The organism is Pseudomonas sp. 57B-090624, assembly GCF_003234055.1.
In the GTDB taxonomy this organism is placed as follows: Bacteria; Pseudomonadota; Gammaproteobacteria; order Pseudomonadales; family Pseudomonadaceae; genus Metapseudomonas; species Metapseudomonas tohonis.
Map to the genome: position 1 here is coordinate 14,703 of NZ_QKRU01000068.1, position 21,721 is coordinate 36,423.

The 21,721-nt window shown below is 65.9% G+C and carries 30 protein-coding genes, 2 other RNA genes and 1 pseudogene; 26 read left to right on the forward strand and 7 right to left on the reverse strand.

Annotated features, from left to right (window positions below):
* Positions 1–4: 4 nt before the first annotated feature.
* The 7 genes from DMX10_RS25460 to DMX10_RS25495 all read right to left on the reverse strand — a co-directional run bounded on the left by DMX10_RS25460 (position 5) and on the right by DMX10_RS25495 (position 6,882).
* Entirely contained in the window at positions 5–430 is a 426-nt protein-coding gene (locus DMX10_RS25460; RefSeq protein WP_111263718.1) for a RidA family protein, read from the reverse strand.
* Positions 427–1,227 carry a 2-keto-4-pentenoate hydratase gene (locus DMX10_RS25465; protein WP_111263719.1) on the reverse strand — a complete coding sequence of 267 codons (801 nt, stop codon included), beginning with the start codon at positions 1,225–1,227 and terminating at the stop codon, positions 427–429. Before DMX10_RS25465 ends, DMX10_RS25460 begins: the two co-directional genes overlap by 4 nt.
* Entirely contained in the window at positions 1,224–2,261 is a 1,038-nt protein-coding gene (dmpG, locus tag DMX10_RS25470; RefSeq protein WP_111263720.1) for a 4-hydroxy-2-oxovalerate aldolase, read from the reverse strand. The genes DMX10_RS25465 and dmpG overlap by 4 nt, the downstream gene beginning before the upstream one ends.
* A gap of 10 nt (positions 2,262–2,271) precedes the next feature.
* The gene (locus DMX10_RS25475; RefSeq protein ID WP_021218020.1) at positions 2,272–3,213 is read right to left on the reverse strand and encodes an acetaldehyde dehydrogenase (acetylating); all 942 of its coding nucleotides are present in this window, start codon (positions 3,211–3,213) and stop codon (positions 2,272–2,274) included.
* Between the two features lie 11 nt (positions 3,214–3,224).
* Positions 3,225–4,037, reverse strand: a complete 813-nt coding sequence (locus DMX10_RS25480) for a 2-keto-4-pentenoate hydratase (protein WP_111263721.1) — start codon at positions 4,035–4,037, stop codon at positions 3,225–3,227.
* Positions 4,038–4,051: 14 nt separating this feature from the next.
* Positions 4,052–5,518, reverse strand: a complete 1,467-nt coding sequence (locus DMX10_RS25485; protein ID WP_111263722.1) for a 2-hydroxymuconic semialdehyde dehydrogenase — start codon at positions 5,516–5,518, stop codon at positions 4,052–4,054.
* Positions 5,519–6,174: 656 nt separating this feature from the next.
* Entirely contained in the window at positions 6,175–6,882 is a 708-nt protein-coding gene (locus DMX10_RS25495; protein ID WP_111263724.1) for a helix-turn-helix transcriptional regulator, read from the reverse strand.
* Positions 6,883–7,050: 168 nt separating this feature from the next.
* Here DMX10_RS25495 and DMX10_RS25500 point away from each other — a divergent pair, with 168 nt between their 5' ends.
* The 26 genes and pseudogenes from DMX10_RS25500 to DMX10_RS25625 form a co-directional block, all read left to right on the forward strand.
* Positions 7,051–7,398: a helix-turn-helix domain-containing protein gene (locus DMX10_RS25500; RefSeq protein ID WP_111263725.1), complete on the forward strand. Its 348-nt coding sequence runs from the start codon at positions 7,051–7,053 to the stop codon at positions 7,396–7,398.
* 2 nt (positions 7,399–7,400) lie between these two features.
* Positions 7,401–7,838 (forward strand): hypothetical protein, encoded by a 438-nt coding sequence (locus DMX10_RS25505; protein ID WP_111263726.1) that lies wholly within the window; start codon positions 7,401–7,403, stop codon positions 7,836–7,838.
* Entirely contained in the window at positions 7,835–8,098 is a 264-nt protein-coding gene (locus DMX10_RS32620) for a hypothetical protein (RefSeq protein ID WP_146603061.1), read from the forward strand. The genes DMX10_RS25505 and DMX10_RS32620 overlap by 4 nt, the downstream gene beginning before the upstream one ends.
* Positions 8,091–10,148, forward strand: coding sequence for a DNA-binding protein (locus tag DMX10_RS25510; protein ID WP_111263727.1), 2,058 nt, complete (start codon positions 8,091–8,093; stop codon positions 10,146–10,148). The genes DMX10_RS32620 and DMX10_RS25510 overlap by 8 nt, the downstream gene beginning before the upstream one ends.
* A 16-nt stretch (positions 10,149–10,164) precedes the next feature.
* On the forward strand, positions 10,165–10,884 hold the full coding sequence (locus DMX10_RS25515; protein ID WP_111263728.1) for an AAA family ATPase: 720 nt from the start codon (positions 10,165–10,167) through the stop codon (positions 10,882–10,884).
* Complete coding sequence (locus DMX10_RS25520; protein WP_178083010.1) at positions 10,884–11,624, forward strand: hypothetical protein; 741 nt, start codon at positions 10,884–10,886, stop codon at positions 11,622–11,624. The genes DMX10_RS25515 and DMX10_RS25520 overlap by 1 nt, the downstream gene beginning before the upstream one ends.
* Positions 11,621–12,001 carry a hypothetical protein gene (locus DMX10_RS25525; protein WP_111263729.1) on the forward strand — a complete coding sequence of 127 codons (381 nt, stop codon included), beginning with the start codon at positions 11,621–11,623 and terminating at the stop codon, positions 11,999–12,001. Before DMX10_RS25520 ends, DMX10_RS25525 begins: the two co-directional genes overlap by 4 nt.
* Positions 11,988–12,296: a hypothetical protein gene (locus DMX10_RS25530; protein ID WP_111263730.1), complete on the forward strand. Its 309-nt coding sequence runs from the start codon at positions 11,988–11,990 to the stop codon at positions 12,294–12,296. Before DMX10_RS25525 ends, DMX10_RS25530 begins: the two co-directional genes overlap by 14 nt.
* 12 nt (positions 12,297–12,308) lie before the next feature.
* Positions 12,309–12,944: a DUF3164 family protein gene (locus DMX10_RS25535; protein WP_111263731.1), complete on the forward strand. Its 636-nt coding sequence runs from the start codon at positions 12,309–12,311 to the stop codon at positions 12,942–12,944.
* Positions 12,944–13,231 (forward strand): hypothetical protein, encoded by a 288-nt coding sequence (locus tag DMX10_RS25540; RefSeq protein WP_111263732.1) that lies wholly within the window; start codon positions 12,944–12,946, stop codon positions 13,229–13,231. The genes DMX10_RS25535 and DMX10_RS25540 overlap by 1 nt, the downstream gene beginning before the upstream one ends.
* Before the next feature lies 1 nt (position 13,232).
* Positions 13,233–13,454, forward strand: coding sequence for a hypothetical protein (locus tag DMX10_RS25545; RefSeq protein WP_111263733.1), 222 nt, complete (start codon positions 13,233–13,235; stop codon positions 13,452–13,454).
* Complete coding sequence (locus DMX10_RS25550; RefSeq protein ID WP_111263734.1) at positions 13,454–13,879, forward strand: hypothetical protein; 426 nt, start codon at positions 13,454–13,456, stop codon at positions 13,877–13,879. Before DMX10_RS25545 ends, DMX10_RS25550 begins: the two co-directional genes overlap by 1 nt.
* Positions 13,880–13,891: 12 nt before the next feature.
* Positions 13,892–14,098, forward strand: coding sequence for a hypothetical protein (locus DMX10_RS25555; protein WP_111263735.1), 207 nt, complete (start codon positions 13,892–13,894; stop codon positions 14,096–14,098).
* An RNA gene (locus DMX10_RS25560) (hammerhead ribozyme type II) lies at positions 14,096–14,167 on the forward strand. The genes DMX10_RS25555 and DMX10_RS25560 overlap by 3 nt, the downstream gene beginning before the upstream one ends.
* A gap of 6 nt (positions 14,168–14,173) precedes the next feature.
* Complete coding sequence (locus tag DMX10_RS25565) at positions 14,174–14,581, forward strand: hypothetical protein (RefSeq protein ID WP_111263736.1); 408 nt, start codon at positions 14,174–14,176, stop codon at positions 14,579–14,581.
* An RNA gene (locus tag DMX10_RS25570) (hammerhead ribozyme type II) lies at positions 14,580–14,652 on the forward strand. The genes DMX10_RS25565 and DMX10_RS25570 overlap by 2 nt, the downstream gene beginning before the upstream one ends.
* Before the next feature lie 18 nt (positions 14,653–14,670).
* Positions 14,671–15,084, forward strand: a complete 414-nt coding sequence (locus tag DMX10_RS25575) for a gp16 family protein (RefSeq protein ID WP_111263737.1) — start codon at positions 14,671–14,673, stop codon at positions 15,082–15,084.
* On the forward strand, positions 15,081–15,530 hold the full coding sequence (locus DMX10_RS25580; protein WP_111263738.1) for a Mor transcription activator family protein: 450 nt from the start codon (positions 15,081–15,083) through the stop codon (positions 15,528–15,530). The genes DMX10_RS25575 and DMX10_RS25580 overlap by 4 nt, the downstream gene beginning before the upstream one ends.
* Before the next feature lie 397 nt (positions 15,531–15,927).
* On the forward strand, positions 15,928–16,431 hold the full coding sequence (locus DMX10_RS25590; RefSeq protein ID WP_111263740.1) for a lysozyme: 504 nt from the start codon (positions 15,928–15,930) through the stop codon (positions 16,429–16,431).
* Positions 16,428–17,060, forward strand: a complete 633-nt coding sequence (locus DMX10_RS25595; RefSeq protein WP_111263741.1) for a hypothetical protein — start codon at positions 16,428–16,430, stop codon at positions 17,058–17,060. The genes DMX10_RS25590 and DMX10_RS25595 overlap by 4 nt, the downstream gene beginning before the upstream one ends.
* Positions 17,060–17,377, forward strand: a complete 318-nt coding sequence (locus tag DMX10_RS25600; protein ID WP_111263742.1) for a hypothetical protein — start codon at positions 17,060–17,062, stop codon at positions 17,375–17,377. Before DMX10_RS25595 ends, DMX10_RS25600 begins: the two co-directional genes overlap by 1 nt.
* Entirely contained in the window at positions 17,370–17,672 is a 303-nt protein-coding gene (locus tag DMX10_RS25605) for a hypothetical protein (RefSeq protein ID WP_111263743.1), read from the forward strand. The genes DMX10_RS25600 and DMX10_RS25605 overlap by 8 nt, the downstream gene beginning before the upstream one ends.
* Before the next feature lie 4 nt (positions 17,673–17,676).
* Positions 17,677–18,189 carry a DUF3486 family protein gene (locus DMX10_RS25610; protein ID WP_111263744.1) on the forward strand — a complete coding sequence of 171 codons (513 nt, stop codon included), beginning with the start codon at positions 17,677–17,679 and terminating at the stop codon, positions 18,187–18,189.
* The gene (locus DMX10_RS25615; protein WP_256604862.1) at positions 18,186–19,769 is read left to right on the forward strand and encodes a hypothetical protein; all 1,584 of its coding nucleotides are present in this window, start codon (positions 18,186–18,188) and stop codon (positions 19,767–19,769) included. The genes DMX10_RS25610 and DMX10_RS25615 overlap by 4 nt, the downstream gene beginning before the upstream one ends.
* A complete protein-coding gene (locus tag DMX10_RS25620) occupies positions 19,769–21,322 on the forward strand; it encodes a DUF935 domain-containing protein (RefSeq protein WP_111263745.1) in 1,554 nt (517 codons plus the stop codon). Before DMX10_RS25615 ends, DMX10_RS25620 begins: the two co-directional genes overlap by 1 nt.
* Positions 21,319–21,721, forward strand: a pseudogene (locus tag DMX10_RS25625) (phage head morphogenesis protein); the annotation flags it as partial. The gene DMX10_RS25620 and the pseudogene DMX10_RS25625, both read left to right, overlap by 4 nt.

Genomic DNA, 21,721 nt, shown 5'->3' on the forward strand with positions numbered 1-21,721 from the left:
GTTCTCAGCGATTGAGCGGGGCGTAGGCCACGGCCTTGATTTCGATGCGCAGGTGCGGGTGCGGCAACTGGTGCACGGCGACGGTGGTGCGGGTCGGGCCGCTCTCGTCGAAGTACTCGGCGTAGACCTGGTTGTAGGGGCCGAAGTCGTTCATGTCGACCAGGAAGGTGCTGATCTCCACCAGGTTCTGCAAGGTTGCGTTTTCACTGGCGAGGATGTCGCGGATGTTCTCGATCACCGCGCGGGTCTGGGCGCGGATGTCCAGGTTGGTGGTGCCCATGGCGTCCACCTCCACGCCCTCGAAGCTGTTGTCCGGGCGCCGCGAGCTGGTGCCGGAGACGTAGAGGAAGTCGCCGGCGCGCTTGATGTGCGGGAAGCGCCCGCGTGGGGTGGCCTTGCCGGCCACGACTGTGGAGCGGTTGTCATTCATGCTCGGGTTCCTTGTTGGGGCGCGCGGGCGGCGCTGCAGGTGAAGCCGCATTCGCCGTAGCCGGCGATCTCCACGCTGACGTGGGCGCCCGGGGTGAGGGCTTCGGCGGCGGTGGCGGCGCCGGCCATGATCAGGCTGCCGGCGGGAAGGGCGATTTCGGCGCGGGCCAGCAGCTGCGAGGCCTGTACCAGGCTGCGCAGCGGGTGGCCGAGGATCGCGGCGGTGGAGCCGGCCTGGACCACGCGGCCGTCGATGCGCATCAGCACGCCGGCGTTGGCCAGCCCGGCGAAGTCCCGCGACCAGGCACCGACCACCAGGCCGGACGAGGAGCAGTTGTCGGCCACCACGTCCTCCAGGCTGAACTTGAAGGCCTGGTAGCGCGAATCGATGATCTCGATGGCCGGGGCCACGGCCTCCAGGTAGTCGGCCGCCTCCAGCTGGGTGAGCGGGCGCTCGATGGCGCGGCGGGTGACGAAGCACACCTCCGGCTCGGCGCGCGGGTGGATGAAGCGGCCCAGGTCCACCACGCCGCCGTCCTCTTCCAGCATGGCGTCGGTGAGCCAGCCCCAGATCAGGCTGTCGACGCCCATCTGGATCATCTTGGCGCGGCTGGTGAAGCCCAGCTTGACCCCGACCATGCGCTCGCCGTCGGCGTAGCGACGGGCCATGGACGCGCGCTGGATCAGGTAGGCCTCGTCGAGGGAAAAGGGGCTGCTGGTGCTGAACTGTGCCAGCGGCTCGGCCTGGCGGGCGGCGCGGTCGAGGGCGGTGGCGATGCGGGCGATATCGGTGCTCATGGGCGCGGCTCCTGGCGTTGGGCGAGAAGGTCGAGGGCGACGTCGACGATCATGTCTTCCTGGCCGCCGACCATGCGGCGCTGGCCGAGCTCGACGAGGATGTCCACGGTCTTCAGCCCGTAGCGGGCGGCGGCCACCTCGGCATGGCGCAGGAAGCTGGAGTACACGCCGGCATAGCCCAGGGCGAGGGTTTCGCGGTCCACGCGCACGGGGCGGTCCTGCAGTGGGCGGACGATGTCGTCGGCGGCATCCATCAGTGCCAGCAGGTCGGTGCCGTGGTGCCAGCCCAGGCGTTCGGCGGCGGCGATGAACACCTCCAGCGGCGCGTTGCCGGCCCCGGCGCCCATGCCGGCGAGGCTGGCGTCGATGCGGTCGCAGCCTTCCTCCACCGCGACGATGGAGTTGGCCACGCCCAGGGAGAGGTTGTGGTGGGCATGGATGCCGGTGGCGGTGGCCGGGTCGAGCACGGCCTTGAGTGCGCGGAAGCGCTCGCGGATGTCCTGCATGCCCATGGCGCCGCCGGAGTCGACCACGTAGATGCAGGTGGCGCCGTAGCTTTCCATCAGCTTGGCCTGGCGGGCGAGGCCGTCGGGGGTCTGCATGTGGCTCATCATCAGGAAGCCGACGGTGTCCATGCCCAGGTGGCGGGCGTACTCGATGTGCTGGCGGGAGACATCCGCCTCGGTGCAGTGGGTGGCCACGCGGACCACCCGGGCGCCGGCGGCGTGGGCGGCCTTGAGGTCGTGCACCGTGCCGATGCCGGGCAGCAGCAGGGTGGCGATGCGCGCGTGCTGCAGCACATCGGCGGCGGCCTCGATCCATTCCAGGTCGGTGTGGGCGCCGAAGCCGTAGTTGAAGCTCGAGCCCTGCAGGCCGTCGCCGTGGGCGATTTCGATGGAGTCCACGCGGGCCTGGTCCAGGGCGCGGGCGATGGTCTGCACCTGCTCCAGCGAGTACTGGTGGCGGATGGCGTGCATGCCGTCGCGCAGGGTCACGTCGGAGATGTACAGCTTCTTGCCGGGGGTGGCGGTCATGGCGTGCTCCTCAGCGGTTCAGCAGCGACTGCGCCATGCGTTCGGCGGTGGCCAGCGCGGCGGAGGTCATGATGTCGAGGTTGCCGGCGTAGCTCGGCAGGTAATGGGCGGCGCCTTCCACTTCGAGGAACACCGAGGTCTTCAACCCGCTGAAGCGGCCATGGCCGGGGAGGGTCAGCGGCGCCGATTCGGGGATCACCTCGAACTGCACCTGCTGCTTGAGGCGGTAGCCCGGCACATAGGCCTGCACGGCGGCGACCATTTCTTCGATTGAGGCGGCGACCTGCGCCTGGTCCACCGCTTCGCTCAGCACATAGACGGTGTCGCGCATGATCAGCGGCGGCTCGGCCGGGTTCATGATGATGATCGCCTTGCCCTTGGCCGCCCCGCCGATTACTTCGATGGCCTTGGAGGTGGTCTCGGTGAACTCGTCGATATTGGCGCGGGTGCCGGGGCCGGCGGACTTGCTGGCGATGGAGGCGATGATCTCGGCGTAGTGCACGCGGGCCACGCGGGACACCGCCGCCACCATGGGAATGGTGGCCTGGCCGCCGCAGGTGACCATGTTGACGTTGGTCTGCTGCAGGTTCTGCTCCAGGTTCACCACCGGCACGCAGTAGGGGCCGATGGCCGCCGGGGTCAGGTCGATCAGGCGGATGCCGGGCTTCACGCTGCGCAGGTAGGCATCGTTCTGCACATGGGCGGCGGCGCTGGTGGCATCGAAGACGAAGTCGATCTCGGCGAACTCGGGCAGGCGGGTCAGCCCCTCGACGCCTTCATGGGTGGTGGCCACGCCCAGGCGGGCGGCGCGGGCCAGGCCGTCGGAGGCCGGGTCGATGCCGACCATGGCGGCGATTTCCAGGTGCTGGGCGTTGCGCAGGATCTTGATCATCAGGTCGGTGCCGATGTTGCCCGAGCCGATGATCGCGGCCTTGAGTTTCTGTCTGTTCATGGGGGCTCCGGTCATTGCGCGGCGGCGAAGGCGGCGGTGACGCTGCCCAGGCCCTGGATGTGCGCGGTGAAGCTGTCGCCCGGTTGCACGGCGACCATCGGCCCCAGCGCACCGGTGAGGAGGATGTCGCCGGCACGCAGCGGTGCACCGTGGCGGACCATGGTGTCGGCCAGCCACAGCGCGGCGTTCAGCGGGTTGTCCATGCACGCGGCACCGGCACCGACCGACACCGGCTCGCCGCGCAGGGTCATGCTCATGCCGCAGCGCACCAGGTCCAGCTTGTCCAGGGTCACCGGGCGGCTGCCGAGCACGAAGAGGCCGGAGGAGGCGTTGTCGGCGATGGTGTCCACCAGGCGGATGTCCCAGTTGGCGATGCGGCTGCCGACCACTTCGATGGCCGGCAGGGCGAAGGCGGTGGCGCGGATCAGGTCGGCCACGGTGTGGCGCTCGAAGCACAGGTCGTGTTCCAGCACCAGGGCGATCTCCGCTTCCACCTTGGGTTGCAGGGTGTCGTCCCAGGCGATGGGCTGGCCGTCGCCCCGGGCCCGCTCGGCGAACAGCAGGCCGAAGTCCGGCTGGTCGACGCCCAGCTGCTTCTGCACGGCGCGGGAGGTCAGGCCGATCTTGTGGCCCACCGGGCGCAGGCCGGCGTCGATGGCGGCCAGGGTGTTGTAGCGCTGGACGGCATAGGCCAGGGCGACCGGGTCCTGGGTCGGGTCTTCGGCCAGGGCGGTGGCGATCAGGTCGCGCACCGGGGCGCAGGGTTGGCCGCTGCGTTCCGCCTGGCGCAGGCGGCTGGCCGCTTCGATGAGTGCTGCATGCATGGTGGGGCTCCCGCTCAGGCGTTGACGCAGATGGTGGTGATCTCGGAGTAGAAATCCAGGGAATGGCGGCCGCCCTCGCGGCCGAGGCCGGACAGGCGCGCGCCGCCGAAGGGCGTGCGCAGGTCACGCAGGAACCAGGTGTTGACCCAGACCATGCCCACGCGGAAGCGCCGCGAGACCTTGTGCGCGCGCTTCAGGTCGCGGGTCCACAGAGCCGTGGCCAGGCCGTAGGCGGAGTCGTTGACGCGGCGCACCACCTCGTCCTCGCTGTCGAAGGGGGCGATGTGGCAGACCGGGCCGAACACCTCTTCGCGCACGCAGCGGGCGTCGTCGCCGAGGCCGGTCCAGATGGTCGGCTGCACGTAGGCGCCGTTGTCGCGCTCGTCGCCGAACACCGGCACGCCGCCACCGGTGACTTCGACGGCGCCTTCGCTGCGGGCCAGTTCGAAGTAGCCGAGCACCTTGTCGCGGTGCTTGTGGGAGATCAGCGAGCCCATGTTCACGCCGTCTTCGTCGGGGTAGCCGATCTTCAGCTTCTCGGCGCCGGCCTTCATGGCGGCGACGAAGCGCTCGTAGATCGGCCGCTCGACATAGACGCGCTCCGAGCACAGGCACACCTGGCCGGAGTTGGTGAAGCTGGAGCGCAGCACGCCGGCCACCGCCGCGTCGAAGTCGCAGTCGGCGAAGACCACCGCCGCGTTCTTGCCGCCCAGCTCGAAGGAGACGTCACGCACGCCCTCGGCGGCGGCCTTCATGATGGTGGCGCCGGTGCGCGACTCACCGGTGAAAGTGATGGCGTCGACGTCCGGGTTGCGGGTGAGGAATTCCCCGGCGGAGTTGGGGCCGAAGCCGTGCACCAGGTTGAACACGCCGGCGGGCAGCCCGGCTTCCTGCATCACCTCGGACAGCAGGGTGGCGCTGGAGGGCGAATCCTCCGACGGCTTGACCACCACCGAGTTGCCGCAGGCCAGGGCCGGGGCGACCTTCCAGGTGAGCAGCAGCATCGGCAGGTTCCACGGCGAGATGATCGCCACCACGCCGTGGGGCTTGCGCACGGTGTAGCTGAACACCTCGCTGCCATCGGCGGCGCGCATCTCGAAGAACTCGCTGCCGGCCTGGCGCACCAGCTCGGCGAAGGTGCGGAAGTTATGCACGCCCCGGGCGATGTCCAGGGTGCGCGCCTGCTGCACCGGGCGCCCGGTGTCGGCGACCTCGGCGGCGACGAACGCCTCGAAGCGGCGCTCGATGCCATCGGCGATGCGCATCAGCATGTCGGCGCGCTGGCTCGGGCTGAAGTCGGCCCAGGGCCCTTCCTGCGCGGCCTTGGCGGCGGCGACGGCGCGTTCCACCTGGCTGGCGTCGGCTTCGCAGACCTGGCTCAGGACGCGCCCGTCGATGGGCGAGATATTGGGGAAGGTCTTGTCACTGGCGACGAATTCGCCCGCGATGAAATGGCGCAGCAAGGGCAGGGGAGTGGACACGACAACCTCCGATTCTTGGATTTCGGAGGAGTCTAGGGAAGGCGCCTATAAGCGAATAATGAAAGCCTTGAGGTTGACTATTCTGCTTTGGAATAGCTGGGTGGCCCCGATCATGGCACACCGGTGCGACATGACCGTAGGGGCGAATTCATTGGCTCTGTCTGCGTTAAGTGTTGCTAGAAGAATTGAGCCCTGCTGATTGCCGAGCTCTGGTGATGTTTCTGGTTTCGCCCCCCGGGCGAGTCTCTTTTGGCAGTCGCCCCAAAAGAAACCAAAAGGGCTTGCCCCATCATCCGGCCCCGGCTTCGCCGGGGTTCCCTCACTCCATCGTCGCTCTGGGGGCCGGCGCGATGGGCCATCCATGGCCTGGCGCGCCTCTCGCGGCATCCATGCCGCTCGTCCCCCGGCGCAACGACTGCGTTCGGCCTCCTGGAGGGGCGTTGGCGGCTGCTCCAACTTTCTTCGCTCAAATCCACACATTGATGTGTGAGGGGGTGGGAGGTTTGGCACTGGAGGGAAGGCACCCGGAAGAAGCCGGAAGAAGCCGGAGTGGCCCGGATGGCGCGGGGTGCGAGCGGATTATGTCCGTTGCTGGTGCCAAATCTCGCGACACCGCTATGCAGCAGATATCGCGGGCAATTTGGCACCAGGGTTGTCTAAACCAGCCAGCCGCCTGACCAGATGACCCGGCCAACAATCTCTAGTTCGGCCAGACGTGACTGGGGAACCGTGATCTGCTGGTAGTCCTTATTGTGGCTGATGATGAGGACGCCATCGAGGTGACGCTGCAGCCGCTTCGCATACAGCCTGTTATCCAGCCGGATGACATAGACGCCCTCTGCCTCTAAGGTCGCGCGGCTCAGGTCAATCATGACCGTGTCGCCGTCTTCCATCAGACCCGACATCGAATCCCCATCCACTCGTAGACATGCTAAGTCGGAGGGCGTCAGGCCCTTCTTCCTGAGCGAATAGCGCGTGAATGCGAGGCGGGTCAGGACTTTTGCCTGTTCGTTCCACGCGCCATGACCGCCACTGCACCACGCGTCGTAGAGCGGCACGTATGCATAGACCCCTTCGTCCTCATCATCAGGCGCGGTCGCAGGGGCCTTCCCGAACGCCAGCCAAAGTGGGTCAACACCTGCTGCCTGGGCGATCTGCGCGAGGCGATCCAACGTCGGGAAGGTGTCGCCGCTCAGATAACTGCGTATAGCGCCCTCTGAAAGGCCGCAGCTGCGCGCAAAAGCGCGTGCCCCAATGTTCCCCATGACTCCTTTCAATCGCTCGCCGAAGAATCCGATTTCCCCCAGGGCCACCGGATGCTCTGGGGTTGGCGCGTCCGATTCGACCGAATCACTGCAAACCATTGATTTTCCTAGCTCTACGCTTTTTTCTGAGTTGAGCGCACTTAAAAATGAATCGGATACGCGGATATCCGATTGACGCGCGCGTTTATTCGCGTATGTTTATGCCTTAGGTCACGTTAGACACCCCAAAAAAACCACCCTGCCAGGTGGTTGAGATGGAACGCAGGCATGAACACTTTTGAAATTCCGCAAGACCCCTCTCTTAGGTGGGAGTGGATCAAGTACCAACTCCGTGCACGAGGCACGTCTCTGGCGAAACTCGCCCGGTCCCTGGACGTTACCGGCCCCGCCGTTAAGAACGCCAAGGCCTCGCCTTACCCGCGTATCGAGCGAGCCATTGCCGATGCTCTCGATCTGTCGCCTGTTCAGCTATGGCCAGAGCGCTGGGACGCAAACGGCAACCCCCGCCGCCGCCGGCCTAACCGGTCGGAATCACAGCCAAATAACACCCAAGAGATAACCCAGCATAACCCAGGTTATGACCTTGGGCACCGTAAAACCCGGACGGATAAATAAACATGCGTCACGGAAAAGACGACCGCACCTTCGACTTATTCGAGATTCCACAACCGGTTTTGGCCATTCCCGGCCAAGGCAACTACTCGGTCCAAGTGAGCGAGCTTGTGGGCGAAATGCTCAAGGTTGCTGGGATAGACCGCTATGAGGTAGCGGCCCGGATGTCGCGCCTAAGCGGTGACGATGTCAGCAAAGCAATGCTGGACGCCTGGGCCAGCCCGGCCCGCACTGACCACAATCTTCCGTTCTACAGGGCGGCGCTGCTGGAAGAGGTCTGCGCTAGCCATCTGCTTACCAACTGGTTGGTAACCCAACGAGGCGGACGCGTTGCTTATGGCCGTGACGCTCTGCTGGCCGAGTTGGGGCGCCTGGAGCGAACCCGCGACGAAGCGGGCCGCCAGGCGCGGGAGCTGAAGCGTCGCATCGGGGGTGAAGCATGACCCTTGAACAGCTTAAGCCTGGCACTCGCCTCGCAGTACGTCTGCCTTTCGCAGACGGCGAGTTCATCGCTCAGTTCGTAGAACACCTGCCCTCGCTTGGCTTCGACGATCCGGCGTTGAATCGAGTGTCATGCCCTGACTGGGTGGGCATGAGCGGTGCCGATGAACATGGAGCTTTCACCTTCACCGACAAAGAGATGGAGCGGCGTGCACGCGTCCTGCTTGTGGCCTCCGCTGTAAGAGGGCATAGCCATGAGTAACTGGTTTACCTCTCAAGAGTTGGCTGGCCTGCCGGGTATGCCAGGAACGGACCGCAATGTCCGCGTCATGGCGGAGCGTTGCGGCTGGGAAGGGCAGCGCCGGATTGGGACCAAAGCCGTCGAATACAGCTTCGCGGTGCTGCCCCAGGAAACCCAGGCCGCACTGCTCGCCCGCATGGTTTCCCAACAGGCGCCGGCCGCCGCCCCTTCTGCGCCTCACGTCCTAGTAGCGCCGCAGCGCGATGGCGTGGAGGTGTCCCGCCTCACCGACGCCCAACGCGAGGTAATGACCGCTCGCGTGGCGTTGATTCGCGAAGTCCAGCGCTTGGCTGAGTTCACCACCCAGGGCCAGGCCATCGCGATCCTGGTAGAAGGCGCGCGGAAAGGCACACTGACCCCCTACCTGATGGAGCAGGCCGAGCGCGCCAACGACCGCAAGACGGCCGACCGCTCCCTCAGCGAGCGCACCCTCAAGCGCTGGTTGAGCGACTGGCGCGCCAATGGCGAGCGGGCCCTCGCGCCGGTACGCCGCAAGCCGGACATGAGCGTGCCCAGCTGGGCGCCAGCCTTCCTGGCCTGCTACCAGACCCCGCAGAAACCCACGGTCGCCGCCGCTTATGCGGTCTTCAAAGCCGCGAACCCCGGTTGCCCTAGCATTCACGCCGTCCACCGCTGGCTGGGCAAGCTGTCCCCCGAGGCGCGTGAGGCCGGCCGCATGGGGCCGCGCGAGCTGAAGTCGCTGCAGGCGTTCAAGCGCCGGAGCGCCGACACGCTGTGGCCCAACGATGTTTGGGTGGCGGACGGTCACACCTTCGACGCCGAGGTCATCAACCCGCTGACTGGCCAGATTTTCCGCCCGGAAATCACCATGGTCATCGACTGGGCCACCCGCCGGATTGTCGGGTTCTCGGTCAACCTCGCCGAGTCGACCCTCGCCACGCTGGACACCCTGCGCGACGGCGTCAGCCGCGTAGGCATGTACAAGGTGTTCTATGTCGACAACGGGTCGGGCTTCGATAACGCCACCGTCTACGAAGTCAACGACCGCCTCGGCGGCACCATCACCCACAGCCTGCCCTATAACAGCCAGGCCCGTGGCGTCATCGAGCGGGCGCACCAGAGCATCCTGGTAACGCTGGCGAAGACCTTCGATAGCTACATCGGCGCGGACATGGACGGCGAGGCGGCAACCCGCGCACACCGACTGTCCCGCAAGCAACTGGCCCAGGGCGTCACCATCCGCGACGTCCCCACGTTCGACCGCTTCTTTGCCGATCTGCAGGACGCCCTTGACCGCTACAACCATGAACCCCACAGGGGCCTTCCAAAAATCCGCGACATGCAGACCGGCAAGCGTCGGCACCAGAGCCCCATGGAGTCTTGGCGCTCCGCTGAGGCTGAGGGCTGGGAAGCCCTAACCGCAGATGCATCAGTCGTTGCCAGCCTCACCCGGCCGCAGGTATCGCGCATCACCCATCGCGGGGAAGTGAAGTTCAGTTCAGGCATCTACTTCCTGCCCGAGCTGGTGGACCTGCACGGCGAAGAGGTCCGCGTCGCCTACGACTTCCGCGACTCCAGCCGCGTATGGGTTCACACCGTCAACGGCGAGCTGATCGGCGAGGCCCTGCTCGATGGCAACGCCACCCCGGCCATGCCGGCCACGCTCCTGGAGCGTGCGGCAGAGCGCCGCGAGCGCGGCCAGCTCAACCGCCTGGTGCAGAAGGCGAAGACCCTGACCGGGCAACAGGTGGAAATGCACCTGGTGCCAAAGACCGCGCAACCCGCCGAGCTGTCCGCCGAGCAACTGGCAGACGCGCGCCACGTCGCCGCCAGCCTGGCCGCACCAGTGGCACCGGCTGATGCGTTCCAGGTGCCCAGCGACTCAATGGCCCGTTACCGACTGTGGAAGCGCTTAGAGGCCCGTGCCGCCTCTGGCGAGCAACTGGAGGCCGACGCCAGCCGCTGGCACCGCACCTACCCCAACACCCCCGAATACCAAGACACCCAAGACATGTTCGATTTCGCTGCTGCTTCGACGGCTAGCGCTTGACCAGGAGTAACCCAAGATGACTACCCGAATCGCCCCCCTTACCAACGTCGGCCTGCTGACTAGCGCCCTCAACCGCGCAATGCAGCGCCCCGCTGGCCTGCCTGGCCTGGTCGTGATGCACGGCCCGAGCGGCTACGGCAAGTCCATTGCTGCCAGCTTCGCCGCCAACCGCCACCGCGCCTACTACGTCGAGTGTCGCGACACCTGGACCAAGAAAGCCTTTCTGCTGGCGATCCTGCGCGAGATGTCCATCACCCCGGCTCGCACCTTGTCCGAGATGGTCGACCAGATAGCCGAGCAGCTCAGCCGCAGCGGTCGGCCGCTGATCGTCGATGACGTCCAGTACCTCCTGGACAAAGCGGCTGCGAACATCCTGACCGACCTCTACAACGCCAGCCAGGGCACCATTGTGCTGATCGGCGAGGAACGTGTCCCATCGGCCCTGGTGAAGCTGGAGCGACTGCACAACCGCGTCCTGGAGTGGGTGCCGGCCCAGCCCGCTGCACTGGAAGACCTGCGCGAGTTGGCCGAGTCCACCTACCCCAACCTGAGCCTGGCAGATGACTTGCTGGCCGACCTCAATCGCCAGGTGCGCGGCTGCCTGCGTCGCGTAGTCGTGAACCTGTACCAAGTGCACACCCAGGCACAGGCCGCAGGCGTCAACAGCATGGACCTGGCCAGCTGGGGCAAGCGCCCCTGGTTCACCGGCGAGGCGCCGGCCCGGAGGGTCGCGTAATGCGGACTGGTAAGAAGCCCGCCCACCTGGGCATGGCCGGCGGCCTGCTGCCTCGTCAGCGCATGTGGGAGTCCATCCGCACTCTGGCTCGTAGCAACGTAGCGCTGTCCACCTACAACGTCGCTCGGCGTAGCGGCCAGGATGATGAGGCGGTGCGGGAGTACCTGCGCGCCATGAGCAAAGCCGGCATCGTTCAGCAGGTGAGCGCTTCAGGCCGCGACGCAACGTGGGAGCTAATCCAGGACGAGGGCGCCGAGGCGCCCCGCGTAAACCGGCAGGGCGAGCGCCAGCCGCCTGAGGCTGTCGAGTGCATCTGGCGTGCGCTGCGCATCCTGGGCGAGCTGAGCGCGGCCGAGGCGGCCGAGCAGGCCCAGGCCGGCGGCGCGAGCATCAGCGAGGGAGCTGCCCGCGTGTATCTCCAGGGCCTGGCTCTGGCCGGCTACGCCGTTCGTGACGGTGGCAAGCCAGGCAACCCGGCGCGCTATCGCCTGATCCCTGGCCGCGACAGCGGGCCACTGCATCCCATCTACCAGCGCACCACCTACGAACAGGTCTATGACCCGAACGTCGACCGCGTGGTGTGGAGGAAGGACCAGGACGGGTTGGCGGCTTTGCGTGCCGAGAACCGGCGCATGCGCGAGCTGCTGGCGATGATCGCGGGTCGCGGCCTGTCCCCCACGTTGACAGAGGATGAACTCGACGACATCGAGGCCGTTCTCGCTCAGGAGGCCAGCGTATGAGCCAGGCCGCACGAGTCGACCTGAGCGGCTGGGGCGAGGCCCCGCCGCTGTGGGTGTCGCTGCTGGCCGGCGAGGTGGAGCGTTCCAACCGCACCCAGGCGGGCGCCCGGATCGGCATGAGCCGCGTCGCCGTCACCTTGGCCCTGCAGAACCGTTACCCCTCGGGCAGCACTGCCGGCGTTGAACGCCGCGTTATGGCCTCCCTGGGGCGTATCCAGTGCGTTGCCGTCGACTCGCTCATCACCGCCGAGCAGTGCCAAACGTACCGCGAGCGCCCGGCCCCCACGCACAACCCGCACGCCATGCAGCACTGGCGTGCCTGCCAGCACTGCCACCACAACCCCAACTGTTCGGAGAAGAGTCATGTCCGCCACTGAGCAACGCCCGCTGCAGGTTCTGACCCCCGCGCTCTCGTCGCGCTTGGCCGAGTTCAACACCGCCGCCCGCGTGCTGCAGCGCCTCGGCGTGCGGATGCGCGGGCTACACCCTGACACCCACCAAATCGACATCGAGCCGGAAGGCGGCCGCTTGTTGCAACAGCGCTGCCTGGTGACCGGCTTCCACCGTTTCCCCACTGCCGGGAGCACTCGTTTCACCGTCGTCTTCCAGGGCGTAACCCTGGAATGGCGCGAGCCCATCAGCTACCGCGACACCCCACAGACCGTTCACTAAGGAGCAATACAGATGCAAACACCCGAAATCCAACCCGGCCTGTGGCGCGATGCGCAAGGCCGCTTGGTTCCTATCGAGATGATCAAGCCGATTGACCAGGAGCGCGACCGCCTGGTGCGCCACCTGGTGGACCGCGCCCATGAGCTGCACCAGGAGCTGGCCGAGTTCAAGGGCGTAGCCTTTGGCGATATCGACGCGTTCGTCGATCTGAGCGCAGAACAGTACGACGTCCAGCTCGGCGGCAAGAAAGGCAACGTCACCCTGCAGACGTTCGATGGCCGCTACAAACTCATACGGGCCAGGGCGGACACCATCGTCTTTGACGAGCGCCTGCAGGCCGCCCGCGCGCTGATCGACGAGTGCTTGGCCGACTGGACCGAGGGCGCGCGCCCCGAGGTAACGCTGCTCATCAACGACGCATTCCGCACCGACACCCGTGGCGAGATTCGTACCGCTAGCGTCCTCGCGCTGCGCCGTCTGGCCATTGAGGATGAACGCTGGAAGCGCGCCATGACGGCCATTGGTGAGGCGTGCCAGGTCGCCAGCACCAAGTCCTACCTGCGCATTTACGAGCGTGTAGGCGACTCCGACCAGTACGCCCCCATCAGCCTGGATATCGCCAAGATCAACCCGGCGGAGGTGCACTGATGAGCAAGGTCTATGCAGTCTGCGGCATCGATGGGCTGATCCGCTTCACTCCCGAGCCTGTTGCCACCGGTCAGTTTGCGCTGGCTGTGGGCAAGCTGGTGGTTATCCGTGAGGTCATCAGCGCTACCGCCGAACGTACCCAGGTAGCCGGCCATGCCGTCGCCTGGCGCGTGCCGGGTGCATCCGAAGGAGCTGACAGCCGCGCCAACCTCAGCGCCATCGCGCAGTACATCCAGGACCTGGGCACGCGCCCGCTGCAATCGGGCTTCCGCCCGCTGGGGGTGTGACATGGCAGAGCTGACCGTCCGTGTCCGCTGCGCATCCGGCGGCCTCTACGTCGCCACGATCCCCGGCACCAAGCACCGCGCCACCAGCACTCAGGATTCTCGCGCTGCCGCTCGGGCCGTTGCGCGCAAGCTTTACGAAGGCGCCGAGTCGATCACCGCGACGCTGTTCAGTCATGACGGCACAGACGTCGAGCTGTGGCACTGCCAGGTCGAGGTGGAGTGATGCGAACCAACATCCGCAATTTCCATGACACCACCCGCGAAGAGCCGTGCGCGCACATGACCGACGCCCACCGTCGCGAGTCGGAGCGCCTGGCGAAGATGACCGAGGCGTTTCTCGCATCGGGCGGCACTGTCGAGCAGGTCGGCTTCCAGATGTCCGAGAAGCCGAAGACGTTCGTGATCAATCCGCATGTACCGCTGACACCGGAGCAGCGGGCCGAGCCCGTCCCACCTGTCGACGAGTCCATCTGTGTCGAGTTCGCCGAGAAGCGCCTCACCGGAGACGACCGACTAGCAGCTCTGGTTCTGGCTGAGGCAGCGCTTGGGCACCCGCCGAAGCGCATCGCCTTCCGCCTGGGCATGACCGAGAAGCGGGTCCGCCAGTTGGCCCGCCAATACCACATCAAATTCCAACGCCAACGCTAAGGAACAGAGCACATGGCCAAGTACACCCTAACGATTGAAGACGGCGTCTCTGGTGTCACCGTCAGCTTGGATAAAAGCAATGCCCCTCTGCCGCTGATTGAGCGCCCTAGCGTGGCCGGGTTACTCGCTCAGCAGATGGTCGACATGGTCGAGATGGACCGTGCAATCCGTGCAACGCCTGCCCCCAAGATGATGCAGCCCACAAACACCCTGCAGTAGCGAAACCGCCCCGGCCTGGCCGGGACGGTCTGCCAGGCGTGGTGGCCTGGTACTGATGAGCAGCCGAGGAATGCAATGGAACAGAAAGACTGGGACGACCTGAAGTCGCAGATGGCGAGCCCGTGGGGGCACATGAAACTGAAGTGCGATCAATACGAGGTTTCGCTCGCTCAGGAGGCCGACACGAAGGGCCGCAGATGGGCAACGACGGTCTATGTGGACGGGGCTTTCAAGGGGGCATGGTGCTTCGCCAACGACAAGGGCGAGGCAGAGCACGACGAAGCCCGGCGCTTCATGCGCAGGGTTAGTCGGGCTGCATACAGCGCCAAGCAAGTCGAATCCTGGCGCAAGGTCTTTGGGAAGCGGAAGGCCGCCGAAATGGCAGCCAAGCGTTACGTCTACTTCCGCCCGGACTGGAGCAGCTTCAACAGCCTGAAAAAGCACCTGCTGGCCAATAACACCAGCATCGAACGCATCCACTGAGCGAAACCGCCCCGGCCTGGCTGGGGATGGTCTGTCAGGCGTGGCGGCCTGGCACTGATGAGCAGCCAAACCAACCCGAGGACGAAGGAATGAAAAGCCCCGGTCTTACCAAAATCCAAATCGCCCGGCGCCAGTTGGGAATGGATGACGACACGTACCGCGCCATGCTGAAGCGCACCGTTGGGGCCGAGTCGTCCAAAGGCTTGACCCCGCGCCAGGTCGGCCGCGTGCTGGCCGAGCTGGAGCGCCTGGGCTTTGAGCCCACCGGCAAGGCCAAGATGCCTACTGACCGCCAGGTCGCTGAGCCACCACCCGAGCGCAAGGCCCTGGTCTTCAAGATCGGCGCTCAGCTCGCTTCGGCCGGCCGCCCCTGGGCCTATGCCGACGCCATCGCACAACGCATGTTCCAGGTCGACCGCGTCGAGTGGTGCGAGCCCGACCAGCTCCGTCGCCTGGTGGTGGCTCTCACCTACGACGCCAAGCGGCACGAGGGGGAAAAATGAAGATCGAGGCCGCCCGCGACCTGCTGCCTGTTGCAGTCCAGCGCATCGCCGACGTGGTCGGTCTGTCATCGGCGCTGAAACTGGTTGAGGCCCTGGGCGGGACGTCCTGGTACTTCGCCCAGGGCGTCGGCCGCCAGGGCCAGGCACGAGTGGCCGCCCTGGAAGAAATCGTGGGCGAGGACGCGGCCAAGCGGCTGACGTTCCTACTCAACGAGCGGGAGGCCATCTACATCCCCAAATGTGACCGCGCCGTGCGCCAGCTGCGTGACGCCGAGATACACCGTCAGTTCGACCAGGCGGTGCGCGAGGGCATCAGCACCAATACCGTTGTCAACGAGCTGGCCCGCACCTACGAAATGAGCGACCGCCACGTCTGGCGCATTCTGAAAACCCCGCCGCTCGACATCTACGACGAGCACCCGGTAACGCCCGATCTATTCAACTAGAACGGGCAGTTACTGACACCGGTCAGCTAATGCCGCCGGGACGCTGCCGCCCACCATAGCGGCATGATCAAAACAACTCCCCCCACCCGTCTTCGCTCCCCTCGCGACTATGCGGCCGCCATCCTGGCGGAGCCGTCGCGGGAGCAGCGTATCCAGCTCCTGGAGCGCTGCCCGCCCGAATGGCGCGAGCAGGCAGAGACGCACGTTAAAGACGCCTGGGCGCGCATGCAGGCCTACCGCCGTCACCGTGAGGAACGGCACGCCGCCGCCAAAGAGCGGCCGCCGCGCGCCTCCCGGCCATCTGATCGAAACACCAACATCACCAATCACCCCCGCTCAGAGCCCGAGGTTGGCAACCGCCACCTGGCCGCTCTGCGCGCCCTGGTAGGAGACTCCCATGGGAATTAAGGCGCGCCTGCTCGCGGCCGCAATCACTATCGCCACCCCCGTGGTGGGCTATTTCGAAGGCCGCAGCCTACTGGCCTACCTGGACCCCATCGGCAAACCCACTATCTGCGACGGCTGGACCCGTGGCGTCCGACTGGGCGACAAGGCCAGCGACGCCCAGTGCGACGCCTACACCCGCCAAGGCCTGGAGGAAGCCGCCGCCATCTTCGCCCGCTGGGTGCCCGAGGAAGTCGTCAACAGGCTGTCAGCAAAGACCTTGGCCGCCTTCCTGTCATTCATCTACAACACCGGCCCCGGCGCCCCTGGCGTCAAGGACGGTTTCGTGTGGCTCAAGAACGGCCGCCATTCCACGATGCTGCTGCACCTGCAGGCCGGCCGGGTGGCCGAGGCCTGCGCCCAGCTCAGCAACTGGACCAGCGCGGCGGGCCGCCAGCTGGGCGGCCTGGTCAAGCGCCGGGCGGCTGAACGCCAGCTGTGCGAGGGCGGGCTATGAACAGCGCATTCAGCTCCGCATGGTTCAAGGTTCCCTTTGTGGCGGGCCTGCTGATGCTCGCCCTATGGGCCTTCCTCACTGCGCTACATGACGCCCACGACATCGGCTATGCGCTGGCCGAGGCGAAGGGCCAGGCCGTCCTGGAACAACTCCGCACAGAGCACGCCAACGCTGAAGCCGCCCGCGCCCTGCAGGTGGCAGCCGATGCCAAAGCCGCCGCGAACGCACTACGCGAGCAGACCCAGCGCGCCGACCAGGCTGCCGCCAGGCTCGCCGACCAGCAACGCCAGTACCGCCAAGACACCGACCGACTCACCGGAGAGATAGCCCGTGTTAACGACCTCTACCGGGCGGCGCTCGATGCGCCGCCTGTGCCTCTGCCTGACTGCCGTTTCACTCGTGGCTTTGTCCGCGTGTGGGACGAAGCAACCGGTGCCGCAGTGCCCGCCACCAGCGCCGCCCATTCCGGCGGAACTGCTGCGGCGTCCGCCGGCGCCGGAGCCGCTGACCAGCTCGACGCCGGCATCGGCCGCCTCGATCTGCTGCGCCATCACATCCGCTACGCCGAGCAGTGCCGCGCCACAGCCGCACAGCTCGACGCCCTAATCGACGTCCTGGAGGGCCACTGATGCAAATGGACTTCACCCAGGCTGTGACCTGGGCCATCTCGCTGGTAGGGGTCGCCTGCACCGTCTTTCTGTTCCTGGTGAAGCAACTGCTTGGCCAGATGGAAAAGCGGCTCGGCGAGCGCTTCGCCGGCATGGACAAGGAACTAGGTCGGATCGCACAGGTTGAACGCGAGCTTCTGCATTTCAAGGCAGAACTCCCTTTGTTGTACGTCCACCGACAGGACTACGTGCGAAACCAAACCGTTATAGAAGCCAAATTGGACGGGCTGCGGGACAAGCTCGAAGTCGTCCAGCTCAAAGGAGCAAGCAATGATTGATATAGAAAAAACCCGCCGGGAGTCCATGCGCTGGTACATCCTCGTCGCCCTCAACCACGCGCGCCCGGTAGACCCCCACGAAGCCCTGGTGCTGACCACCATTCAGGGCATTTACACCGACGCCACTCAGCTGGAGGTGCGCCGCGAGCTGGACTACCTGGCGGACCGTCGCCTCGCCACCCTGGACAAACGCCCGGACGGTGTCTGGATTTGCGGCCTGACCCACTTCGGCGTTGACCTGGTCGAGTATTCCACCGAATGCCGGGTTGGTATCGCCCGCCCGCCCCGAGGCTGATGCCATGCCGCCGCGCAGCAAGGTGGCCGCCCTGCCGGCCGAGGTGAAATCCTGGCTCGACCAGGTGCTAGTGGAAAGCAACTTCAGCGGATACGAAGCCCTGTCGGCCGAGCTGGCCGACCGTGGCTACAGCATCGGCAAAAGCGCGCTGCACGCCTACGGGCAGACGTTCGAAGATCGTCTGTCCCGTCTGCGCATGGCCAGCGAGCAGGCTAAGGCGGTCGTTACCGCTGCCCCGGATGAAGAGGGGGCCGTCAACGAAGCGCTGATGCGCCTGGTCCAGGAACAGCTTTTCAATATGCTGATGGCCGCAGATGGCAAGGTCGACCTGCCCAAGGTGGCTAAGGCCGTGGCCGAGCTGGGGCGTGCATCTGTGGTCCAGAAGAAGTGGCAGGCAGAGGTCAAGGCGCGGGCCGAGATCGCCGCGCAGACCGTTGAGAAGATCGTCCGCAAAGGCGGCCTCGATGCCGACACGGTGAACGAGATTCGCCGGCAAATCCTGGGGGTGGCCGCGTGAAGCTCAAGCCGCAACCCGTCCAGGAGCCTGTGCGCTCTCCACTGGCCGACGTCATATCCGTTGGCACAGTCGTCGACGTTCCGGCCGTGCTGCTGGGCTACCAGCGGAGCTGGACCGCAATTCGTGCCCCGCTCAAGGTGGGCGAGAAGTCGCGTCGGATCGGCCTGACCTGGGCCGAGGCAGCGGATAACGTCCTGGTCGCGGCCAGCTCGACGGCTGCAGGCGGGATGAACGTCTACTACCTGGGTTACAACCAGGACATGACGATTGAGTACATCCAGGCGTGCGCCATGTGGGCGCGAGCCTTCAACTACGCGGCCGGGGAAATCGAGGTAGGCATCTGGGAAGACGACGACCCGGACCGCCATATCAAGACCTACTCAATCAGCTTCCCTTCCGGCTATCGCATCGTCGCCCTGACCAGCCGGCCTTCCAACCTGCGCGGCCGCCAGGGAACGGTGGTCATCGATGAGGCCGCTTTCCACCCTGACCTAGCCGAACTGCTCAAGGCAGCGCTGGCCCTGCTGATCTGGGGCGGCGAGGTTCACGTCATCAGCACGCACAACGGCACCGACAACCCTTTCAACGAGCTGATAGACGAAATTCGATCCGGCAAGCGCAAGGGCGAGCTGTTCCGCTGCACCTTCAAGGAAGCGGTGGCGGACGGCCTGTACAAGCGGGTTTGCTTGCGCAAGGGCATTCCCTACGAGGCAGCGAACGAAGCGGAGTGGATGGCCGACGTTTATGCCTTCTACGGCGACGCAGCCAAGGAGGAACTGGACTGCGTGCCATCCCAGGGTGGCGGAACCTACCTCAGTCTTGCAGTCCTGGAGCAACGCAGCCGGTCGGGTGTGCCCGTGCTCCGCCTGGCCTATGCCCCGGAGTATGTGAAGACCGAAGAGCGCATACGGCTTATGGATAGCCTGGCCTGGTGTGAGCGAGAGATTGCGCCGCTTTTGGCACAGCTCCCGCCGGGAGCCTGGACGTATTACGGAATGGACTTCGCCCGCAGCGGCGACCTGTCCGTTATTTGCGTCCTAGTGCAGGACCAGGACACGCGCAAGCGGGTGGCGTTCATGGTCGAGCTTCGCGGCGTGCCCTTTGCCCAGCAAGAACAGATTTTGTTCTTCATCGTCGATGGGCTGCCGGGCTTCATGGCCGGTGCCCACGACGCCAGGGGCAACGGCCAGCAGTTGGCCGAGTCGGCAGCTGTGCGCTACGGCCACGAGCGAATCGCCCAGGTGATGCTTACCGAGGGCTGGTATCGCGACAACATGCCGGGCCTCAAGGCCGACCTGGAGGACGGCAGCCTGTACGACATCCCGGCCGACCGGGACGTCATCGGCGACCTGCGCGCGTTCCGCGTCATCGGCGGCGTTGCTCGCATACCCGAAACCCGAACCACCGACAGCCAGGGCAAACGCCACGGCGATGCCGGCATTGCCGTTGTGCTGGCTCGCTCTGCTGGGCGAATGGATGTGCGCGCCTACGAATACGAGAAGGTTGGTAGCAGCAACGCTGACCACTTCGACTACGACGACGAACCGGCTAATGGCTGGGGCGTTAGAGGAATGCTCTGATGAACGAATCCACGATCCTGGACCAGCACGGCCGCCCGATGCGTCGCGCCGATCTGCTCCAGGAAGTCATCCACGCCAGCGCCATCGGTATGGCGTACAACACCGATACCATTGCCACCGCTCTGGACCCCAGCCGCCTGCGCTCCATCCTGCAGGCGGCCGCCACAGGGGACGCCCGCGATTACCTCACGCTGGCCGAGGAGATGGAGGAGAAAGACCCGCACTACGCGTCCGTGTTAGGCACCCGCAAACGTGCGGTGGCAGGGCTGCCAATTGCCGTCGAGGCGGCCAGCACCGATCCGCGAGACGAAGAGATCGCCGAGGCGGTTCGGCGACTGGTGGAGGCGCCGGAGTTTGGCGACATGCTCGATGACCTGCTCGACGCCATCGGCAAAGGCTATTCGGTCGTTGAGCCGATCTGGCAATACCGGGATGGCCAGCTCTGGCCGAGTGGCTACGAACACCGTGACCCCCGGTGGTTCCAGTTCGACCGGGTGACGGGCAAGCGGCTGCAGCTCCTGGACAACACCGGCCAGGGTCAGGAACTGCCCAAAGGCCGACTGATCATCCACACGCCGCGCCTCAAGTCCGGCTTGCCGATCCGGGGCGGCGTCGCCCGCCTGGTCGCTGTCGCGGTCATGTGCAAGTCGTTCTCGCTGAAGGACTGGATGCGCTACGGCGAGCTGTTCGGCATGCCGTTGCGGATTGGCCGTTATGGTCCTGGAGCGAAGCCCGACGACATCGCCGTGCTGCGCCGGGCCGTCACCCAGTTGGCCAGCGACGCCGCCGCCATCATGCCGGACAGCATGCGGGTGGAGTTCCAGGAAATCGCCAACGCGGCCGGTGGTGCCGAGCTGTTCGAACGCCTGGCCGAGTGGCTGGACCGCCAGGTGTCCAAGGCGGTCTTAGGCCAGACGATGACTACCGACAACGGGTCGAGCCAGAGCCAGGCCAACGTGCACAACGAAGTGCGCCGCGACATCCTGAAGGCCGACGCCAAGCAAGTGGCCGCCACGATTAACCGCGACCTGGTGCGCGTGTTCGTCGACCTGAACTACGGGCCTCAGAAGGCTTACCCAACTGCTGCCCTACAGGTGACCGAGCCAGAAGACCTCAAGGTGCTGGCCGATGCACTGACGCCGTTCATTGATCGCGGGTTGCAGGTGGAGTCCTCGGCGATCCTGGATCGGTTTGGTCTGGCAGCGCCAGAGAAAGGTGCTCCGACCCTGCGCCCGGCCGGAGCAGTCACGCAACTGCCGGCAATGAACCAGCAGCCCTGTGCCTGTGGCGCCTGTGGCAGCCAGCGAGTTGCCCTGAATGCCGAGGAACCGCGCGACGCCATCGACGACCTGGTCAGGGATGAGCTGGGCGAGTGGCAGCCGTTGGTGCGCCCGGTGCTTGATCCGCTGCAGCAGTTGGCCCAGCGCTCGACATCGTTTGGAGAGTTCCGCGCCGGCCTGGCCGAACTCCTGGACGAGATGGACGACACCCAGCTAGTCGAAGCGCTGGCCCTGGCGGCGTTCAAGGGGCGGGCCATGGGTGACCGTCAGTGACTACCACCGTCGAGACCCCGGGGCCGGTGCCCCAGGAAGCCCTGGACTACCTGCGAGCGAAGGGCTACCGGGTTGGCTTCGACCATAGGGACGTGTGGCGGGAAGAGCACGCCATCGCCTGGACGGTAGCCAAGGCGATGCGCCTGGACATCCTGGAGGCCATCCGTGCGGCCGTGGACGAAGCGGTCCAGGAAGGCCAGGCATTCGGCGAGTTTCGCGGCAACCTGCAACCGCTCCTGGAGCGATTGGGCTGGTGGGGTCGTGCGACGTTACGAGATCCGTTGACCGGTGAAGATCGCGACGTCCAGCTCGGCAGCCCGCGACGCCTGCAGGTCATCTATGACGTGAACCTGCGGACCGCCCAAGCGGCTGGCCAATGGGACCGAATCCAGCGCACCA

Excerpts from the sequence above, each read along its gene's own strand:
- DMX10_RS25505 (WP_111263726.1), top strand. The coding sequence starts at position 7,401 with ATGCGTCACGGAAAAGACGACCGCACCTTCGACTTATTCGAGATTCCA.
- DMX10_RS25620 (WP_111263745.1), top strand. The coding sequence starts at position 19,769 with ATGAACGAATCCACGATCCTGGACCAGCACGGCCGCCCGATGCGTCGC.
- DMX10_RS25520 (WP_178083010.1), top strand. The coding sequence starts at position 10,884 with ATGCGGACTGGTAAGAAGCCCGCCCACCTGGGCATGGCCGGCGGCCTG.
- DMX10_RS25605 (WP_111263743.1), top strand. The coding sequence starts at position 17,370 with ATGATTGATATAGAAAAAACCCGCCGGGAGTCCATGCGCTGGTACATC.
- DMX10_RS25460 (WP_111263718.1), bottom strand. The coding sequence starts at position 430 with ATGAATGACAACCGCTCCACAGTCGTGGCCGGCAAGGCCACCCCACGC.
- DMX10_RS25590 (WP_111263740.1), top strand. The coding sequence starts at position 15,928 with ATGGGAATTAAGGCGCGCCTGCTCGCGGCCGCAATCACTATCGCCACC.
- DMX10_RS25550 (WP_111263734.1), top strand. The coding sequence starts at position 13,454 with ATGCGAACCAACATCCGCAATTTCCATGACACCACCCGCGAAGAGCCG.
- DMX10_RS25580 (WP_111263738.1), top strand. The coding sequence starts at position 15,081 with ATGAAGATCGAGGCCGCCCGCGACCTGCTGCCTGTTGCAGTCCAGCGC.
- DMX10_RS25510 (WP_111263727.1), top strand. The coding sequence starts at position 8,091 with ATGAGTAACTGGTTTACCTCTCAAGAGTTGGCTGGCCTGCCGGGTATG.
- DMX10_RS25495 (WP_111263724.1), bottom strand. The coding sequence starts at position 6,882 with ATGGTTTGCAGTGATTCGGTCGAATCGGACGCGCCAACCCCAGAGCAT.
- DMX10_RS25515 (WP_111263728.1), top strand. The coding sequence starts at position 10,165 with ATGACTACCCGAATCGCCCCCCTTACCAACGTCGGCCTGCTGACTAGC.
- DMX10_RS25610 (WP_111263744.1), top strand. The coding sequence starts at position 17,677 with ATGCCGCCGCGCAGCAAGGTGGCCGCCCTGCCGGCCGAGGTGAAATCC.
- DMX10_RS25545 (WP_111263733.1), top strand. The coding sequence starts at position 13,233 with ATGGCAGAGCTGACCGTCCGTGTCCGCTGCGCATCCGGCGGCCTCTAC.
- DMX10_RS25540 (WP_111263732.1), top strand. The coding sequence starts at position 12,944 with ATGAGCAAGGTCTATGCAGTCTGCGGCATCGATGGGCTGATCCGCTTC.
- DMX10_RS25600 (WP_111263742.1), top strand. The coding sequence starts at position 17,060 with ATGCAAATGGACTTCACCCAGGCTGTGACCTGGGCCATCTCGCTGGTA.
- DMX10_RS25595 (WP_111263741.1), top strand. The coding sequence starts at position 16,428 with ATGAACAGCGCATTCAGCTCCGCATGGTTCAAGGTTCCCTTTGTGGCG.
- DMX10_RS25525 (WP_111263729.1), top strand. The coding sequence starts at position 11,621 with ATGAGCCAGGCCGCACGAGTCGACCTGAGCGGCTGGGGCGAGGCCCCG.
- DMX10_RS25555 (WP_111263735.1), top strand. The coding sequence starts at position 13,892 with ATGGCCAAGTACACCCTAACGATTGAAGACGGCGTCTCTGGTGTCACC.
- DMX10_RS25500 (WP_111263725.1), top strand. The coding sequence starts at position 7,051 with ATGAACACTTTTGAAATTCCGCAAGACCCCTCTCTTAGGTGGGAGTGG.
- DMX10_RS32620 (WP_146603061.1), top strand. The coding sequence starts at position 7,835 with ATGACCCTTGAACAGCTTAAGCCTGGCACTCGCCTCGCAGTACGTCTG.
- dmpG (WP_111263720.1), bottom strand. The coding sequence starts at position 2,261 with ATGACCGCCACCCCCGGCAAGAAGCTGTACATCTCCGACGTGACCCTG.
- DMX10_RS25475 (WP_021218020.1), bottom strand. The coding sequence starts at position 3,213 with ATGAACAGACAGAAACTCAAGGCCGCGATCATCGGCTCGGGCAACATC.
- DMX10_RS25575 (WP_111263737.1), top strand. The coding sequence starts at position 14,671 with ATGAAAAGCCCCGGTCTTACCAAAATCCAAATCGCCCGGCGCCAGTTG.
- DMX10_RS25535 (WP_111263731.1), top strand. The coding sequence starts at position 12,309 with ATGCAAACACCCGAAATCCAACCCGGCCTGTGGCGCGATGCGCAAGGC.
- DMX10_RS25565 (WP_111263736.1), top strand. The coding sequence starts at position 14,174 with ATGGAACAGAAAGACTGGGACGACCTGAAGTCGCAGATGGCGAGCCCG.
- DMX10_RS25480 (WP_111263721.1), bottom strand. The coding sequence starts at position 4,037 with ATGCATGCAGCACTCATCGAAGCGGCCAGCCGCCTGCGCCAGGCGGAA.
- DMX10_RS25530 (WP_111263730.1), top strand. The coding sequence starts at position 11,988 with ATGTCCGCCACTGAGCAACGCCCGCTGCAGGTTCTGACCCCCGCGCTC.
- DMX10_RS25465 (WP_111263719.1), bottom strand. The coding sequence starts at position 1,227 with ATGAGCACCGATATCGCCCGCATCGCCACCGCCCTCGACCGCGCCGCC.